The following is a 15,758-nucleotide window of genomic DNA, read 5'->3' on the forward strand; positions in this document are numbered from 1 at the left end:
TAATTTTCATTCTTTAAACATTAGTTTGAGTATTATAAAATTTTTTAATAGCAATAATTTTAACTAAATTTTGATTTTATTTTTGCTAAAATCAAAATTTTACACACAATAAGGAAGCTTAAGCTATGGAAGAGAAGAAAATTTTATATACTAAAGACCCTTATAAAGAGCTTTTGATGTTTGCTTCTGAAAATAAATGCGAAGTTGATGAACTTGATTTTAGATTGTTAAGTTTTAGCACTTCTTATACTTATGATAATCAAGAATGGATAAAAGTTAATGAAAAAGAATTAAAAATTTTTGAAGAAGATGAAAAATTTTTAATACATGATTTAAGTATAGAGCAAGAGTATAAAATAGAAATTTATTTTAAAAAATTTGCACGCATATCAAATTTTGAAGTTAACTTGCATGCTAATGAGCTTTGCACTTTATTAAAAGCTAGTGTTAGGGTTGGTGAAGCTATTGCTTTTCATGATAAATTAGCACTAGAGCTTTTAGAGGCTATTTATAAAGCGATGATAAAAGAAAAATATTTACTTGGATTTAGAATTTTTGATTTTAAAAAGCAAATTATTGATTTTAATACTAAAGTTAAAGAAAAGCAAAAATTTGATTTTGAAGTTGAATTTGAAGTATGTAAGGGAATTAATCCACAAGAACCTATAAATGAAGAAATTCAATACCATTACCTAGAAAATTTAAAAAAACATAATGATGTGATGAATAGAAACTATGTAGCACCCATAGGAAAAGATGAGGTGGCTATTGAGAGGATTAAACCAAAAGAGGGCAGCGATGGCAAAGATTTAAGATTTAAAATTCTAAAAGCTCTCCCGCCAAAAACAAACAAAGAAAAAGTTATATGTTCGGATAATTTTGAAGTTAAAGAAGATGATGAAAGTATAAAATATATTGCCAAAAAAGATGGCTTCATTATCCAAAAAAAATCTATTTATGAGATAGAAAATTATTTAGAATTTAACAAGGTAGATTTTAAAAGCACGGGTTCTATTTGGGCAGGTTTTGATAAACAAGTTATCATTGTGATTAAAAACACAAACACTCTAGAAGATGCAATAGGTCCTAGAATTACCGTTGAAGCACAAGAATTAGAGGTTGTGGGTAATATGGCCCAAGATTCTGTTTTAAGAGGTAAAAAAGTAATTCTTAAAGGTAGTATGCACCATAAAAGTACTATTATAGGACAAAAGGTTGAGGTTAATATCTTAAGAGGGTATTGTGAGGCTGAGGAAGTTTTTGCTGAAACTTTAGAAAATGGCTCTATCAAGGCTAAAAAAGTAAATATTAAAAAGGCTGTGGGCGGGGAGATTATTGCTGATGAAATTTACATACAAGAGCTTGGTGGTAATTGTTTATGTAGTGCTAAAAGTTTAATCCGTGTTGAAAAAATTCAAGGAAGTGGCAATAAACTTGTAATTCAAGATCTCAAAGCTTTTGATAAAGAAAAAAGTGGAGAGGAAATACTCTTGCATATTGAAGAGTTAAAAAAAGAACAAGAAAATTTAGTTAAAGAGATTGAAGAGACCAAGCATACTATCCATGTGAGTAAAGATTCTGTGAGAATTTTACAGCAAAAGGTAAAAGAATTAATGAGTGCAAAAAGAGCTATACCGCAAGCTTATAAGATTACTATTAAAGATTTTAATCAAAAGATTGAAAATTTAAATATTTTAGCTAATAAGATAGAAACTTTAAAAGAGGAAGAAAAAACAAATATTGAAAAACTTAAAAAAATTCAAGATGAACTTTTAAAATCAAAAATTATTAATAAAAGTGGAAAATGGATGGATTTAAATGAGGTTAAATTTGTTTTATTAAATCCTAGAAAAGAGTTAAGCTATCATCCGTGTAATGATGAGATGATTGAGTGTTTTGAACTTAAAAAGATAGATACTGAAGATGGACTAAGTGTTTATGAAATTCGCTCTATTGGTAATTATAAGGAAGAAGTTAAATGATAGTGGCGATTGAAGGAATAGTGAGTAAAAAAGATCCTACTTTTGTAGTTTTAAAAACTTCAAGTGGGGTAAGTTATGGTGTTTATGTGTCGCTTTTTTGTTCAAGTAATTTTGAAAAAGGTCAAAAGGTTGAGTTTTTAATTACGCAAATTATTAAAGAAGATTCACACAAATTATATGGATTTTTAGATATTAATGAGCAAAGAATGTTTGAATTATTAATTAAAATCAGTGGTATAGGGGCAACTACTGCTATGGCACTTTGCTCAAGCTTAGATACTAATACTTTTTATACAGCGTTACAAAATAGTGATGAGAGTGTTTTTAAAAAGGTTCCTGGTATTGGTCCAAAGAGTGCAAAAAGAATTATAGCTGAGTTAAGTGATGCAAAAATCAATATAGAAAATTCTAATCAAAATCAAGCACAAGCTTTGGCAGCCTTACTTTCACTTGGCTTTAAGCAAGAAAATATTTTAAAGATTTTAAGAACTTGCGAGAGTAAAAATACTAGTGAGCTTATTAAAGAGGCTTTGAAAAAATTAGCATAATAAAAGGAAAAATATAATGATATATGGTGTAATTTTTGGTGCAAATTCTTATGAGCATGAAATTAGCATTGTGAGTGCTGTGGTGTTAAAAAAAGTACTCAAAGCGCAAAAAAAATTTATATTTTGCGATAAAAATAAGGAATTTTTTCTTATAGATGAAGAAAAAATGAATGCAAAAACTTTTAGTAGTGGTGCTTATAAAAAAGAAAAAGCCTTAGTATTAAAGCAGGGTGGATTTTTTATTAAAACCATGTTAGGTGAGAAAAAACTTGACATTGATACAGCGATAAATATTGTACATGGAAAAGATGGTGAAGATGGCAAAATAGCTGCTTTGCTTGATTTTTATGGTATAAAATACATAGGACCGCGCATAGAAGCTAGTGTTTTGTCTTTTAATAAGGTTTTAACTAAACTTTATGCACAAAGTGTAGGGGTAAAAACACTTGATTATAAGGTTTTAAATTTGCATAAAGAGCAAAATGTTTCTTTAGATTTTCCTTGTATTTTAAAGCCTGCAAGATTAGGTAGTAGTATAGGTATAAGTATAGTTAAAGATGAAAGCGAGCTTAAATATGCCAAAGATGTTGCTTTTGAATTTGATGAGGATGTTGTGGTAGAACAATTTGTAAGCAATATTAAAGAATATAACTTAGCGGGTTGTATGATAGGTGAAAAAATGGAATTTTCTATCATTGAAGAGCCTAGAAAAAATGAAATTCTAGATTTTGAACAAAAATATTTAGGTTTTTCAGAAAGTTCTAAAGTCAGTGAAGCAAATATTAGTGAAGAATTAAAACAAAAGCTAAGGGATAATTTTACTAGAATTTATAATCCTTTGTTTAAAGGAGCTTTGATTCGCTGTGATTTTTTTGTGATAGATGATGAGGTTTATTTAAATGAGATCAATCCAAATCCAGGATCATTGGCAAATTATTTATTTGAAGATTTTACTAATACAGTTGATAATTTAGCAAAAAATATAGAGCTAGAAAAGCAAATCAAGATCGATTATGCTTTTATTCACAGCATTAATGGGCAAAAAGGTAAATTGTAATCATGGCTACTTTTAGCAAAGATGAAATTTATACTGCAACTGAAGTAGTAAGAAATTTCAGCACTATGCTTGAAAAAACAAAAAAAAGTGAAAATAGCAGGGTGGTGATAGTAAAAAATAATAAATTTGAAGCCGTGCTTTTAAGTTTTGAAGAATATGAGCGTTTAAATGAAGCTGTAATGCTTTTAGAAAAAATTTATAAAGATAAAAAAGGCTAGAAATGGCAAAAACTAGAGTATATTCTAATGGGTATTTTTATAATTTAAGCTATGAAATCATCAATCCAAAATGTGAAAAAACAATTCTTGTTTTACACGGTTGGGGTGCTAATAAAGAGCTTATGAAACAAGCTTTTGAAAAGCCTTTGAATGATTTTAAACAAATTTATTTAGATTTACCTGGTTTTGGAAATTCAAGCATAGATGCACCTATGGATTCTTATGCTTATGCCAAGGTTGTAGAAGACTTTTTAACTACAATTGAGCAAAAGGCAGATTATTTAATGGGGCATTCTTTTGGCGGAAAAGTTGCGACTATTATGTGTCAAAATGCTAATTTTCAAGGTTTGATTTTACTTTCTAGTGCAGGTGTGGTTTTGCCAAAAAGCTTTAAAGTGAGGTTTAAAATAGCCTTGTTTAAAATTTTAAAAAATCTTCCTTATGGGGATTTTTGGAGGAAATTTTTTATTAGCAAAGACGCTCAAGGTATGAGTGAGGTGATGTATGAAACCTTTAAGAAGGTTGTTAATGAAAATTTAGAAAATGAATTTCAAAAGCTTAAAAACCCTATTTTGATTTTTTGGGGTAATGAAGATAAGGCTACGCCTTTAAAAAGTGGCGCGATTATCCACTCTTTGGCACAAAAAGGAAATTTTTTTGCATTAGATGGAGATCATTTTTTCTTTTTAAAACATGCTGATTTTATAAATGAAAAAATACATGAGGAATTTTTAAAAAATGATTAGTATGATAGCTTTTTTAAGTTTGAATTTTTTACTTGGATTTTACCTGATTTTAGCCTTGCAATGGTATTCTTATAAATTTTCACGCATAATTTTACATTTTGCTAAACCCTTGTGGCATTTATATTTTTTAATAATTCCTTATTTTGCTTTTGTGTTTTCTTTATATAGTGGAAATTTTTATTTATATTTTATAGTTTTTGCTTTGTCTTTGTTATATGGTGGGTATTTATATAAAAATTTAGATAAAAAATTAGTTTTTACTGCTAGAATTAAGCGTTATTTTTTATTTTTGTCGCTTTTTACTTTAGTATTTATGCCATTTTTTTGGATAGGTTTAGAAGCTTTAGTAGCTGCATTTTTATTAAGCTTTTTAGTAGAAAAAATAAACCAAAATACATTTATAAAAAAAGCAAATAAAAAAATTTGTGATAATCCAAATTTAAAAATTATTCTAATTACTGCAAGTTTTGGAAAAACAAGTATAAAAAATTTTTTATACGAACTTTTAAAAGATGAGTTTAAGTGCTATAAAACTCCAAGAAGTGTTAATACTTTTATGGGTATAGTAAAAGATATCAATGAAAATTTAGAAAATAATACTGAAATTTATATCGTAGAAGCTGGCGCAAGAGAGCAAAATGATATTTTAGAAATTACAGAGTTTTTAAATCCTCAAATTTGTATAGTAGGTGAGATTGGTTTGGCGCATTTGGAGTATTTTAAAACTCAAGATAATATCCGCAGAGCTAAGTTGCAAGCTTTAAAATCCAAACGTTTAGAAAAATACTTTTTACACTCAAGCACCTTATATGAAAACGAATTTTATGATGATTGTTTAAGTGATGTTAGGGCAAGTTTAGAAGGTTTAGATTTTAAAATAAGATTAGATGATGATATTTATGATTTTCATGCAAATTTATTAGGTGCTTTTAATGCTTATAATATTAGTGTGTGTATTTTGCTTGCTCATTATTTAGGAATAAAAATAGAAAATATTATAAAAAGTGTATCAAATTTAAAAGCAGTAGAGCATCGTTTGCAAGTGATTTCTAAAGAACCTAAATTTATCATAGATGATGGTTTTAATGGAAATTTTAAAGGTATGAGTCAAAGCTATGAGCTTTGCAAAAGTTATCAAGGAAGAAAAGTTTTGGTAACTCCTGGTATAGTTGAAGTTAATGAAGAAGAAAATATAAAATTATGTAAGATAATCAATGAATGTTTTGATTTTGTAATTATTACTTCAGAAGCTAATAGTGTGATTTTACAAAAACATATTACATTAGATTTTTATGTATTAAAAGAAAAATCTCAACTTGTGCAAACTTTATCAAAATTAACCCAAAATGGAGATTTAATTTTATTTTCTAATGATGCACCAAGTTTTATGTAAAACCATTTAGCTTAAAAAGGCCAAATGGTTTCCATGAATTTTGTCCCCCAAGGCTTACGCGTTGATTTATCTATATCACCTTCTGTTTTATAAAGAATTTTTGCATCAGCTATGTATTTACTATCTATCATATTATCTTGAGAAATATCATAAGGTCTTATAACCCCACTTAGCTGAATGATTTGTTTTTCACCGTTAATTAAAAGCTCACGGCTTCCCTCTATAAAATAATTTCCATTAGATAAAACTTTAATCACTCTAGCAGAAATAGTAGTTTGGAAATTTTCACTTCTAGTTTGACTTCCTGTACCTTGATATTCTGAAGTACTTGTTGTGGTGTAACCTATATTTGTATAATCATTGATAAAATCTCTAGCTTTGCTAAGTCCAGCACCAGTAGTTATTTGTCCTCCACCTAAGTTAACATTATTGTTTTTACTTGTAGCTTTGGAGCCTTGTGAATTTTGTGTAGCATTTTCTCTAATAACTACGGTAACTAAATCATTTACATTCATTGCTTTTTTATCAGAAAACAAAGGATTATCTCCTTTGCCAAATAAAGATCCAGGGTTGCTTTGGGTGTTATGATTTTGTTTTGGAGCTAATTCTTCTACATAAGTAGGGGGTTTCATATTAATATGTGGATCGACTGTGGCGCTACAACCAAACATTACAAAAGGTAACAAGTAAAAATTAACATTTTTAAATTTCATAGCTTTATAACCTTATATTATTGTGATGAATTTTAAAATTATTATATTACAAAAAAACAATTATTTTGTTAAAAAAGAGGAAAAAATGAAATCCATGTTTTTATTAAATTGTGTTGATGAGAAATTTTTAACGCAGTCTTTAGAAAAAGTTCAAGGTAAAATAGTTTTTTATTTTCCTATTTTTTGTGAGAAAAATAAAGAAGAAATTGCTTTAATATGCTCAAAAATCAATACTAAACTAGATTTTTTTAGTAGTTTTGAAAAAAATAATTATCAAAGCAAATTTACTCAAAATTCAAATGATTTTTTTAAAAAAATAATTCAAGATTATGAAAAATTAAAAAAAGAAAATGATTTTGTTATAGTGGTTGGAGTAGATGATTTTGGCTTGATGGGTGATTTAAGTTTAAATATAGCCTTAGCTAAAGAGTTAAACACTCCTTTATATGTAAAAAGTCAAGATGAAAATCATACTATGTTAAATTTCTTACTAAGCCAAAAGCTTAGTGACTTTGTTTTATTAAAAGAAAATGAAGATTTTACTCAAGATTTATTACAAGAATATACCTATAAAACTCAGGCAAGATTTTCTTATGAGCTTTTTGAAAAAGCAAAAGCAGATAAAAAAATAGTGGTTTTACCTGAAAGTTTTGATGAAAGAGTATTAAAAGCTAGTGAGTTTTTAATGCAAAATGAGATTGTTGATTTGATTTTGCTAGGTGATAGCAATGAAATTTGTGCCAAAGCTAATAGTTTAAATATTAATATCGATGGTGTGCGCATTATAAATCCTAAAAATTCTCAATATAATGAAGAATTTGAAGAGCTTTTGTATGAAGCTAGAAAAAGTAAAGGTATGAGTAAAGAAGAAGCTAAAAAGTTAGTACAAGATAAAACATATTTTGCGACCTTGCTTGTACATACTCAAAAAGCGCATGCTATGGTAAGTGGAGCAAGTACAACTACTGCTGAAACTATTCGTCCTGCTTTGCAAATTATCAAAACAAAACCTGATGTGAGCTTAGTTTCTGGTATGTTTTTTATGTCTTTAGAAGATAAGGTTTTGGTTTTTGCTGATTGTGCTGTTATGCCAAATCCAACTCCTGAGCAACTTGCTGAAATTGCTTATGTGAGTGCAAATAGTGCTAAAGCTTTTGGACTTGATCCTAAAGTAGCTTTGCTTTCATATTCTAGCGGAGATAGCGGAAGTGGGACTAGCGTGGATGCAATTAAAGAAGCTACTAAAATAGCTAAAGAAAAATATCCTCAACTTGAGCTAGAAGGTCCTATACAATTTGATGCAGCATATGATATGCTAACAGCAAAAAGTAAAATGCCAAATTCTAAAGTAGCAGGAAGAGCAAATGTATACGTGTTTCCTGATTTAAATGCGGCAAATATTTGTTATAAGGCTGTTCAAAGAACAGCAAATTCTTTAGCTATTGGCCCGATTTTACAAGGTCTTAAAAAACCAATTAATGATTTAAGTAGAGGTTGTTTGGTAGAAGATATTGTTAATACTGTGATTTTAAGTGCTATTCAAGCACAAGAATAAGGAGAAAAATGAAAATATTAGTTTTAAATTCAGGTTCATCTTCAATTAAATTTAAGCTTTTTGAAAAAGATGAAGCCCTAGCATCTGGTTTAGTGGAAAAAATAGGCGAGCAAAGCTCTAAAATAGAATTAAAAGATCTAAAAAATGGTCAAAAATACCAAAAAGAATTAGCGATTAAAGATCATGAGCAGGGTATTGAATTGGTAAATGAATTATTTGCTCAAAGTGGAATTTTACATGATTTAAATGAGCTTGATGGGTGTGGACATAGGATAGTTCATGGAGGTCCAAATTTAACCAAACATTGTTTAGTAGATGATGAAATTTTAAAAGAAATTGATAGAGTTGCTCACATAGCACCTTTACATAACCCTGCGCATTTAATAGGCATTAAAACTATGATAAAAGCCGCTCCAAAAGTTCCTAATGTGACAGTTTTTGACACAGCTTTTCATCAAAGCATGCCTGATTATGCTTATATGTATGCTTTGCCTTATGAGTTTTATGAAAAACATCAAGTTAGAAAATACGGCTTTCACGGTACTTCACATTCTTATGTAAGCAAGCAAGCTGCACATATACTTGGTAAAGATATTAATGAATTTAATGTAATTAGCGCTCATCTTGGAAATGGTGCGAGTGTTTGTGCTATAGAAAATGGAAAATGTGTAGATACTTCTATGGGCTTTACACCGCTAGAAGGTTTGATTATGGGAACTAGATGTGGTGATATTGATCCTGCTGTATTGCCATTTTTAGCAAAAGAATTAAATTTAAATCCATCCGATTTAGATACTATAATGAATAAAAAAAGTGGTGTTTATGGAATTTGTGGGTTTAATGACTTTAGAGATATTGAAGCGCAAATTGAACAAAATAACGAAAAAGCAAGACTTGCTCTTGATATGTTTTGTTATCGTTTGAGTAAATATATTGGCTCATATTTTGCGATTTTACCTAGAGTCGATGCGTTGATTTTTACTGCTGGTATAGGCGAAAATGACAATATTGTTAGAGCAAAAGTTTGTCAAAGACTAGCGCATTTGGGATTTGATATAGATTTAGATAAAAATGCACAACTTAGAAATGGTGAGATTAGTAAAAAAGACTCTAAAATTAAAATTTTAATTGTTCCAACAGAAGAAGAATTAGAAATAGCTAAAATTACCACAGAGCTTATTAAAAATAAATAACCTTGAGTTTTAAAACTCAAGGTTTGTTTTAAAATGCAGGGACTACTGCACCTTGGTATTTTTCATTGATAAAATCTTTTACTTTTTGGCTTTGTAAAGCCTTTACTAAAGCTTTGATTTTAGGGTTGTCTTTATTATCTTGAGTGGTTACTAAGATATTTGCATAAGGACTCTCTTTACTTTCTATTAAAATAGAATCTTTTACAGGATTTAAATTTGCTGATAAAGCATAGTTTGAATTAATTACTGCAAAATCAACATCATCTAAAGCTCTTGGAAGTTGTGCTGCTTTTAATTCTTTAAATTTGATATTTTTTGGATTATCTTTAATATCAAGTGGAGTTTTTAATGTGCTATTTTCAAAACTAACTAGTTTAGTACTAGCGATAATATCCAAAGCTCTGCTTTCATTTGTTGGATCATTTGGCACAGCTATGGTGGCATTTTGTGGAAGATCTTGGATGTTTTTATATTTTTTAGAATAAACAGCCATTGGCTCAATGTGAATTTTTGCAACGCTAATTAATTTTGTGCCTTTATTGGCATTAAACTCATCTAAATAAGGCTGATGTTGGAAGAAATTCGCATCAAGTTCTTTACTATCTGTACTAAGATTTGGTAAAACATAGTCGTTAAATTCTTTAATTTCTAATGTGTAACCTTCTTTTTTTAGCAAATCTTTAGTTTGTTCTAAAATTTCAGCATGAGGAACAGGTGTCGCACCTACAGTAATAACTTCATTAGCAAATAAACTTGCACCTAAAATTGTGCTTGCAGTGAGCAATTTTAACAATTTCATTTTAACTCCTTTTTATAGTTTTTAAAATGCTTGATTATATTGTAAAAATATTAATAAGATAGGATAAGTTTTATTTTTGTTTGTTTTTATACTCTTTGGCAAAATATTTGAGTTCTTTTATAAATTTTATATACCCCCTCCCATACCAATTTTTTTGAGCTTTAATGAGAGCTTGTCCGATTTTATAAGAATAAGTATTTTGATTTTTAATACCCTCACTTTTATAATCATCATAGCTTGATAAAGGTGGAAGCTTAAGATAAGGTTTTGTTTTTAAATCTTTTTGATATTGCTTGGCAAGTTTTGTGTGTTTATAGTAAATCTTGAGTAGAGTAAAAGGTAAAAAAGGAATTTTTTTCTTATTTTTAGTGCATTCTATAAAAGCATATCCTAGTTTATATGATAAATGATATCTTGTACGTTGAATAGATTGTTTATTATCTTTATAAAAAGATCCTGTATATTTACTTCCTCCAAGCTCTAGCCATTTTTCATAATATTCTTGCCATTTAGGCCATGTTTGATTGCAAAATTTACTATTCCAAAAACGACTATTAGTTCCACAAGCATGAACTATAGAAGCATTTTGCGTAAGATTTGTAAGATAATGAGTACTTCCTGTGTATTTGTCTTTTAAATCTTTGACTTTAAAGTGATTTTCATAAACCATCAAGGAAAAAATTCCTTGATCTTGCCAGTTTTTAGTATTTTGTGAAAGATAATTATAGATAAACTGATAACAATGTAAAGGATTTGGTATAAGATCGTTAAATACTAAAATCCCTGTTTGATATACTCGTTTATTGTTGTGATTTTTTTCCAAAGGCAGAGCTGTTTGAAGCAAAGTTTTACCCAATCTTGCACCAAAATGATATTTTCTAGCTCTTAATTTGCTAAGTTCATCTATGCTTTTTAAAAGTAAAACATCAAAATCAAGATAAATAATACTTTCACATTCATCTAAAAACTTAAAAGCTTCGAATCTTGCAAAAGCCATATGTCCATCTTTTTAAGAAAAATAAATTATTAATATCGTTTTGATTTTTACCAAGAGTAGCTAAAAAATCTTCTTGACTAAAAGGAATAAATTTAATTGTTTTATTTTTAACAATTTTTTGCATGATATTTTGATCATTCAAGCTAAAACCATCATGTAAAATATAAAATACATTTACCTTCTCACCCATAACATCCATGATGTTAATGAGCAAGGTTCCTATGGTAAAGCTTGAATTTTTAGTCGCTGCTAGCAAAATACCAAGTTTATGTTTCATTATTTATCTTTTAGTGATTTTATAAAGAATATTTCCTGTAAATTGTATGATTTGAACCAAAACAATCAAAATCACAACGGTTTGAATCATAATATCAGTTCTAAAACGCTCATAACCATAGCGAATAGCCACATCACCTAAACCACCACCACCAACAGTTCCTGCCATAGCAGAAAATCCTATTACGATGATTAAAATCAAAGTAATACCATTAATAATGCTTGGCAAAGCCTCGCTAAACATAACTTTAAAGATAATTTGTACTTTGCTAGCTCCATAAGATCTTGCTGCTTCAATGATAGCAGGATCAATTTCTTTAAAAGCACTTTCAATCATTTTAGCTAAATAAGGCGCAATTCCTATGGTAAGTGGTACTATGGTAGCAGTTGTTCCTATGCTAATACCAATGAGATATTTTGTAAAAGGACTTAAAACTACAATGAGTACTAAAAATGGAAAGGATCTTAAAATATTAATGATAAAATCAAGCACACTATAAATGCTTTTGTTTTCCCACAAGCCACCTTTATCAGTAACAGTAAGCACAATTGCAGGGATAAGTGCGATTAAAAAAGCTAAAAAAGTGGCTGTAAAACTCATATAAAGAGTTTCTAATAATGCTGGATAAAGTATATTTTCAAAATTTCTTAAAATTGCTTCTAAATTCATTACACAAGCTCCCAAATAACACCATTCTCTTGTAAATATTTTAAAACTTTTTCTTGATCTTTAGCTTCTATATTGATTACCAAATTTCCTAAAGCATTGTTGTTTAGTTTTTCTATCTTACCCCAAACTATATTAAAATCAATATTTAAACTTCTAGCCATATGAGTGATAATGCTTTGATTTGCTTTTTCTTTGCAAAAATATAAGCGTACATTAACTCCATTTAGTGGTAAAAAATCACTTTCCCCTAGAAATTCACGCATTTTTTCACTTGGCTTTAAGAATAAATCTTCAATTTTTCCTTGACCTATGATTTGTCCTTGCTCTAATAATACAGCCTTTTGTGCTATTTGTTTTACTGCATCCATTTCATGAGTTACTAATACTACGCTGATGTTAAATTCTTGATTGATTTTGGCAATAAGTTCTAAAATGTTATTTGTGGTATTTGGATCAAGCGCAGAAGTAGCTTCATCGCTTAGTAAAATTTTAGGATTTAAAGCAAGGGCTCTAGCTATGGCTACTCTTTGTTTTTGCCCACCACTTAGTTCATTTGGATAAGCTTTGCTTTTGGCTAAAAGTCCCACAAGATCTAAAAGCTCATTAACTCTTTTTTGAATTGTGTTTTTGTCAAAATTATGAATTTCTAAAGGCATAGCTACATTTTCAAATACATTTTTTCTACTCATAAGTGCAAAATGCTGAAAAATCATCCCTATATCTTTTCTAAATACTCTTAACTCTTTTTCTTTTAAGGTAGCTATTTCTTTACCAAAAACTTGCACGCTACCGCTTTGATAATTTTCTAAACCATTAATACATCTTAGCAAAGTTGATTTTCCTGCCCCGCTGTGTCCAACAAGAGCATAAATTTCTCCTTCTTTAACTTCCAAAGAAACATCATTTATAACTAATTCTTTGCCATAATATTTTTTAAGATTTTGTATTTTTATCACTTATTAGCCTTCTAAATTAGAAATTTCATCATTGATTTTTTCAAGTTGAGCTTTAATGCTTTCAAGTTGAGTTTTATTTTGTTCAACAACCGCAGCAGGCGCATTAGAGATAAATTTTTCATTTTTCATTATAGCATCTAGCTTGTTAAATTCTTTTTCAAGTTTTGTTTTTTGACTATTAAGTCTATTTAAAACACCGCTTAAATCAAGATCTTGAGTTGGTATAAATACTTCTAAATTCTCACTTACATCTCTGATGGATTTTTCTAAATTTGTACTAATAAACTCGATATTTTCACATTTTGCAAGTGTTGAGATAAAATTAGTGTAATTTTTTAACTCAGCTATTAAACCCTCATCGTTTAATTTTATACAAGCTTTTTGAATTTTTGCATTTGCAAGTTCTACTAAGGTTTTTGCACGGCGTAAACTCACTATGCTTTCTATAATGATATTAAATAATTTTTCTATTTTTTCATCTTTAGAATTAAATTTAGGATATTTTGAAATCATTATAGATTCATGAGTTTGGATAGAAGTTTTACTTAACTCATGGTATAAATACTCACTAATAAATGGCATAAAAGGATTTAAAAGCTTTAATGCTTCTTTAAAAATGCTTCCAAGTTCTTTTATGCTTGATTTTTCAGCCTTGCTAAGCTCGATCCCCCAGTCACAAAATTCATCCCAGAAAAATCTATATAAAGTATTTGCCGCATCATTAAAGCGGTAATTATCTAAATTTTCTCTTGTTTCTTTTACACACACTTCAAAACGAGACAGCATGTATTTTGCCAAGTTGGTTTGAATTTTATTTTTATCTAAATCTTCAAATTTTTCTTCATTTAAGAGTAAAAATTTGCTTGCATTATAAAGTTTGTTAGTAAAATTTCTAACTTGTATGAGTTTGTCATTACTTAATTTTATATCTCTACCTTGGATAGCTAAAAGAGCAAGAGTAAAACGCAAGATATCAGCGCTGTATTCATCTACGCTTTGTACTGGATCAATGACATTACCTAAAGACTTGCTCATTTTTCTTCCTTGCTCATCTTTAACTAAAGCATGTAAATATATATCTTTAAAAGGAAGTTTGCCTAGGGTATTAGTGCTTTGAAACATCATTCTAGCGACCCAGAAAAATAAAATATCAAAGCCGGTGATTAATAAAGAATTTGGATAAAAATCTTTTAAATCATCTTCATGCCAAAGTGTGTTTTTACCCCAGTCTTTATTACCCCAACCTAAAGTACTCATAGCCCAAAGACCAGAAGAAAACCAAGTGTCTAAAACATCAGGGTCTTGTTTGAAATTAGCGCTTTGGCATTTTGGGCATCGGCTTGGAGTTTCTTCGCTTGCCCATTCATGAGAGCATTCACAGTAATATACAGGAATTTGATGACCCCACCAAAGTTGTCTTGAAATACACCAATCTTTTAAATCTCTCATCCAAGCATTAAAACTATTAATCCAATGTGCAGGGTAGAATTTGCTTCCACCAAGATTAACTTTTTCTATACTTTCTTTTGCGATTTCATTTTTTACAAACCATTGCTTAGAAATATATGGCTCAACCACATTTTTACAACGATAACAATATCCTACTTGATTAGTATAGTCTTCTATTTTTTCAACAAAACCTTTTTCTTGTAATTCTTTTATAATAACATCTCTTGCTTCTAATCTTTCTAAGCCTTTAAAATGCAAGCAATGTTCATTTAAAATACCTTTTTCATCAAAGATAGTAATAAATTCAAGTTGATGTCTTAAGCCTACTTCATAGTCATTATGATCATGTGCTGGGGTTACTTTCACAAAACCTGTACCAAATTCCATATCTACATGCTCATCAGCAATAATAGGAATTTTTCTATCTATTAAAGGTAAAATGACATTTTTGCCTATTAAGTGTTTAAATCTTTCATCATTTGGATTAACCATCACAGCACTATCGCCAAAATAAGTTTCTGGTCTTGTGGTGGCTACTACGATGTATTCTTGAGAATTTTCTAAGAAATATTTTAAGTAATATAATTTTCCTTTATTTTCTTTATGTTCAACTTCTATATCACTTAATGCTCCATCATGAGTGCACCAATTTACCATGTAATTTCCACGCACGATGAGCTTTTTATCATAAAGATCTACAAAGGCTTTTTTTACGGCATTTACCAAACCCTCATCCATGGTAAAACGTAAACGACTCCAAGCAGGAGTGATACCTAAAATTCGCATTTGCTTAACTATAGTGCCACCGCTTTGTTCTTTCCATTCCCATACTTTTTTTATAAATTCTTCTCTGCCTAAATTTTCTTTTTTAATACCTTGAGCTAAAAGTTGTTTTTCTACAACATTTTGTGTTGCAATGCCTGCATGATCAAGCCCTGGTTGATAAAGGGTTTTATAACCATCCATTCTTTTATAACGCGTTGTGATATCTTGTAAAGTACAAGTTAGTGCATGGCCTATATGTAAAACACCTGTTACATTGGGTGGTGGCATCATAATACAAAAGTTTTTGCCTTTTTCTTGAATTTTTTCATTGCCATTGATTTCAAAATATCCGCGTTCTTCGCAAATTTTATAATATTCTTTTTCTAGTGATTTATCATACATAATTGCTACCTTGAGAATGAAAATAAATTGTTATGTTAG

The 15,758-nt window shown here is 29.1% G+C and carries 14 protein-coding genes and 1 pseudogene; 8 read left to right on the forward strand and 7 right to left on the reverse strand.

Annotation, left to right across the window (positions count from 1 at the left end; translation table 11 throughout):
* The first annotated feature begins 125 nt into the window (after positions 1-125).
* The 6 genes from EL235_RS03300 to EL235_RS03325 are packed head-to-tail and all read left to right on the forward strand — an operon-like array spanning position 126 to position 5,944.
* A complete protein-coding gene (locus EL235_RS03300; RefSeq protein ID WP_039625846.1) occupies positions 126-1,982 on the forward strand; it encodes a flagellar assembly protein A in 1,857 nt (618 codons plus the stop codon).
* Positions 1,979-2,530 carry a Holliday junction branch migration protein RuvA gene (gene ruvA / locus EL235_RS03305; RefSeq protein ID WP_039625848.1) on the forward strand — a complete coding sequence of 184 codons (552 nt, stop codon included), beginning with the start codon at positions 1,979-1,981 and terminating at the stop codon, positions 2,528-2,530. Before EL235_RS03300 ends, ruvA begins: the two co-directional genes overlap by 4 nt.
* A 16-nt stretch (positions 2,531-2,546) precedes the next feature.
* Entirely contained in the window at positions 2,547-3,587 is a 1,041-nt protein-coding gene (locus tag EL235_RS03310; protein WP_039625850.1) for a D-alanine--D-alanine ligase, read from the forward strand.
* A gap of 2 nt (positions 3,588-3,589) precedes the next feature.
* Entirely contained in the window at positions 3,590-3,805 is a 216-nt protein-coding gene (locus tag EL235_RS03315; protein WP_039618043.1) for a type II toxin-antitoxin system Phd/YefM family antitoxin, read from the forward strand.
* Positions 3,806-3,807: 2 nt separating this feature from the next.
* Positions 3,808-4,551: an EstV family lipase gene (gene estV / locus EL235_RS03320; RefSeq protein ID WP_039625852.1), complete on the forward strand. Its 744-nt coding sequence runs from the start codon at positions 3,808-3,810 to the stop codon at positions 4,549-4,551.
* Positions 4,544-5,944, forward strand: coding sequence for a Mur ligase family protein (locus tag EL235_RS03325; RefSeq protein ID WP_039625855.1), 1,401 nt, complete (start codon positions 4,544-4,546; stop codon positions 5,942-5,944). Before estV ends, EL235_RS03325 begins: the two co-directional genes overlap by 8 nt.
* A gap of 11 nt (positions 5,945-5,955) precedes the next feature.
* Here EL235_RS03325 and flgH read toward each other — a convergent pair whose 3' ends face one another.
* Positions 5,956-6,657, reverse strand: coding sequence for a flagellar basal body L-ring protein FlgH (flgH, locus tag EL235_RS03330; protein WP_039625856.1), 702 nt, complete (start codon positions 6,655-6,657; stop codon positions 5,956-5,958).
* Positions 6,658-6,742: 85 nt separating this feature from the next.
* Between flgH and pta the strand changes: the two genes are divergently transcribed.
* Positions 6,743-8,212 carry a phosphate acetyltransferase gene (gene pta, locus EL235_RS03335; RefSeq protein WP_052243267.1) on the forward strand — a complete coding sequence of 490 codons (1,470 nt, stop codon included), beginning with the start codon at positions 6,743-6,745 and terminating at the stop codon, positions 8,210-8,212.
* Between the two features lie 8 nt (positions 8,213-8,220).
* On the forward strand, positions 8,221-9,405 hold the full coding sequence (locus EL235_RS03340; RefSeq protein WP_039625857.1) for an acetate kinase: 1,185 nt from the start codon (positions 8,221-8,223) through the stop codon (positions 9,403-9,405).
* 28 nt (positions 9,406-9,433) lie between these two features.
* Here the strand turns inward: EL235_RS03340 and EL235_RS03345 are convergent, their stop codons facing one another.
* The 6 genes and pseudogenes from EL235_RS03345 to EL235_RS03370 form a co-directional block, all read right to left on the reverse strand.
* Entirely contained in the window at positions 9,434-10,204 is a 771-nt protein-coding gene (locus EL235_RS03345) for a MetQ/NlpA family ABC transporter substrate-binding protein (protein WP_126340797.1), read from the reverse strand.
* Between the two features lie 70 nt (positions 10,205-10,274).
* Positions 10,275-11,201 (reverse strand): DUF8374 domain-containing protein, encoded by a 927-nt coding sequence (locus tag EL235_RS03350; protein WP_126340798.1) that lies wholly within the window; start codon positions 11,199-11,201, stop codon positions 10,275-10,277.
* Entirely contained in the window at positions 11,173-11,478 is a 306-nt protein-coding gene (locus tag EL235_RS08075; protein WP_126340799.1) for a hypothetical protein, read from the reverse strand. Before EL235_RS08075 ends, EL235_RS03350 begins: the two co-directional genes overlap by 29 nt.
* A 9-nt stretch (positions 11,479-11,487) precedes the next feature.
* Positions 11,488-12,144 (reverse strand): annotated as a pseudogene (locus EL235_RS03360) (methionine ABC transporter permease); the annotation flags it as partial.
* Positions 12,145-12,146: 2 nt separating this feature from the next.
* Positions 12,147-13,103, reverse strand: a complete 957-nt coding sequence (locus EL235_RS03365; protein WP_114640242.1) for a methionine ABC transporter ATP-binding protein — start codon at positions 13,101-13,103, stop codon at positions 12,147-12,149.
* 3 nt (positions 13,104-13,106) lie between these two features.
* Positions 13,107-15,719 carry a valine--tRNA ligase gene (locus EL235_RS03370; RefSeq protein ID WP_126340801.1) on the reverse strand — a complete coding sequence of 871 codons (2,613 nt, stop codon included), beginning with the start codon at positions 15,717-15,719 and terminating at the stop codon, positions 13,107-13,109.
* Positions 15,720-15,758 lie beyond the last annotated feature (39 nt).

Origin of the sequence: Campylobacter lari (genome assembly GCF_900638335.1) — a bacterium.
GTDB classification, from domain to species: Bacteria; Campylobacterota; Campylobacteria; order Campylobacterales; family Campylobacteraceae; genus Campylobacter_D; species Campylobacter_D lari_E.

Excerpts from the sequence above, each read along its gene's own strand:
- estV (WP_039625852.1), top strand. The coding sequence starts at position 3,808 with ATGGCAAAAACTAGAGTATATTCTAATGGGTATTTTTATAATTTAAGC.
- EL235_RS08075 (WP_126340799.1), bottom strand. The coding sequence starts at position 11,478 with ATGAAACATAAACTTGGTATTTTGCTAGCAGCGACTAAAAATTCAAGC.
- EL235_RS03315 (WP_039618043.1), top strand. The coding sequence starts at position 3,590 with ATGGCTACTTTTAGCAAAGATGAAATTTATACTGCAACTGAAGTAGTA.
- flgH (WP_039625856.1), bottom strand. The coding sequence starts at position 6,657 with ATGAAATTTAAAAATGTTAATTTTTACTTGTTACCTTTTGTAATGTTT.
- EL235_RS03345 (WP_126340797.1), bottom strand. The coding sequence starts at position 10,204 with ATGAAATTGTTAAAATTGCTCACTGCAAGCACAATTTTAGGTGCAAGT.
- EL235_RS03370 (WP_126340801.1), bottom strand. The coding sequence starts at position 15,719 with ATGTATGATAAATCACTAGAAAAAGAATATTATAAAATTTGCGAAGAA.
- EL235_RS03350 (WP_126340798.1), bottom strand. The coding sequence starts at position 11,201 with ATGGCTTTTGCAAGATTCGAAGCTTTTAAGTTTTTAGATGAATGTGAA.
- ruvA (WP_039625848.1), top strand. The coding sequence starts at position 1,979 with ATGATAGTGGCGATTGAAGGAATAGTGAGTAAAAAAGATCCTACTTTT.
- EL235_RS03310 (WP_039625850.1), top strand. The coding sequence starts at position 2,547 with ATGATATATGGTGTAATTTTTGGTGCAAATTCTTATGAGCATGAAATT.
- EL235_RS03325 (WP_039625855.1), top strand. The coding sequence starts at position 4,544 with ATGATTAGTATGATAGCTTTTTTAAGTTTGAATTTTTTACTTGGATTT.
- EL235_RS03300 (WP_039625846.1), top strand. The coding sequence starts at position 126 with ATGGAAGAGAAGAAAATTTTATATACTAAAGACCCTTATAAAGAGCTT.
- pta (WP_052243267.1), top strand. The coding sequence starts at position 6,743 with ATGAAATCCATGTTTTTATTAAATTGTGTTGATGAGAAATTTTTAACG.
- EL235_RS03340 (WP_039625857.1), top strand. The coding sequence starts at position 8,221 with ATGAAAATATTAGTTTTAAATTCAGGTTCATCTTCAATTAAATTTAAG.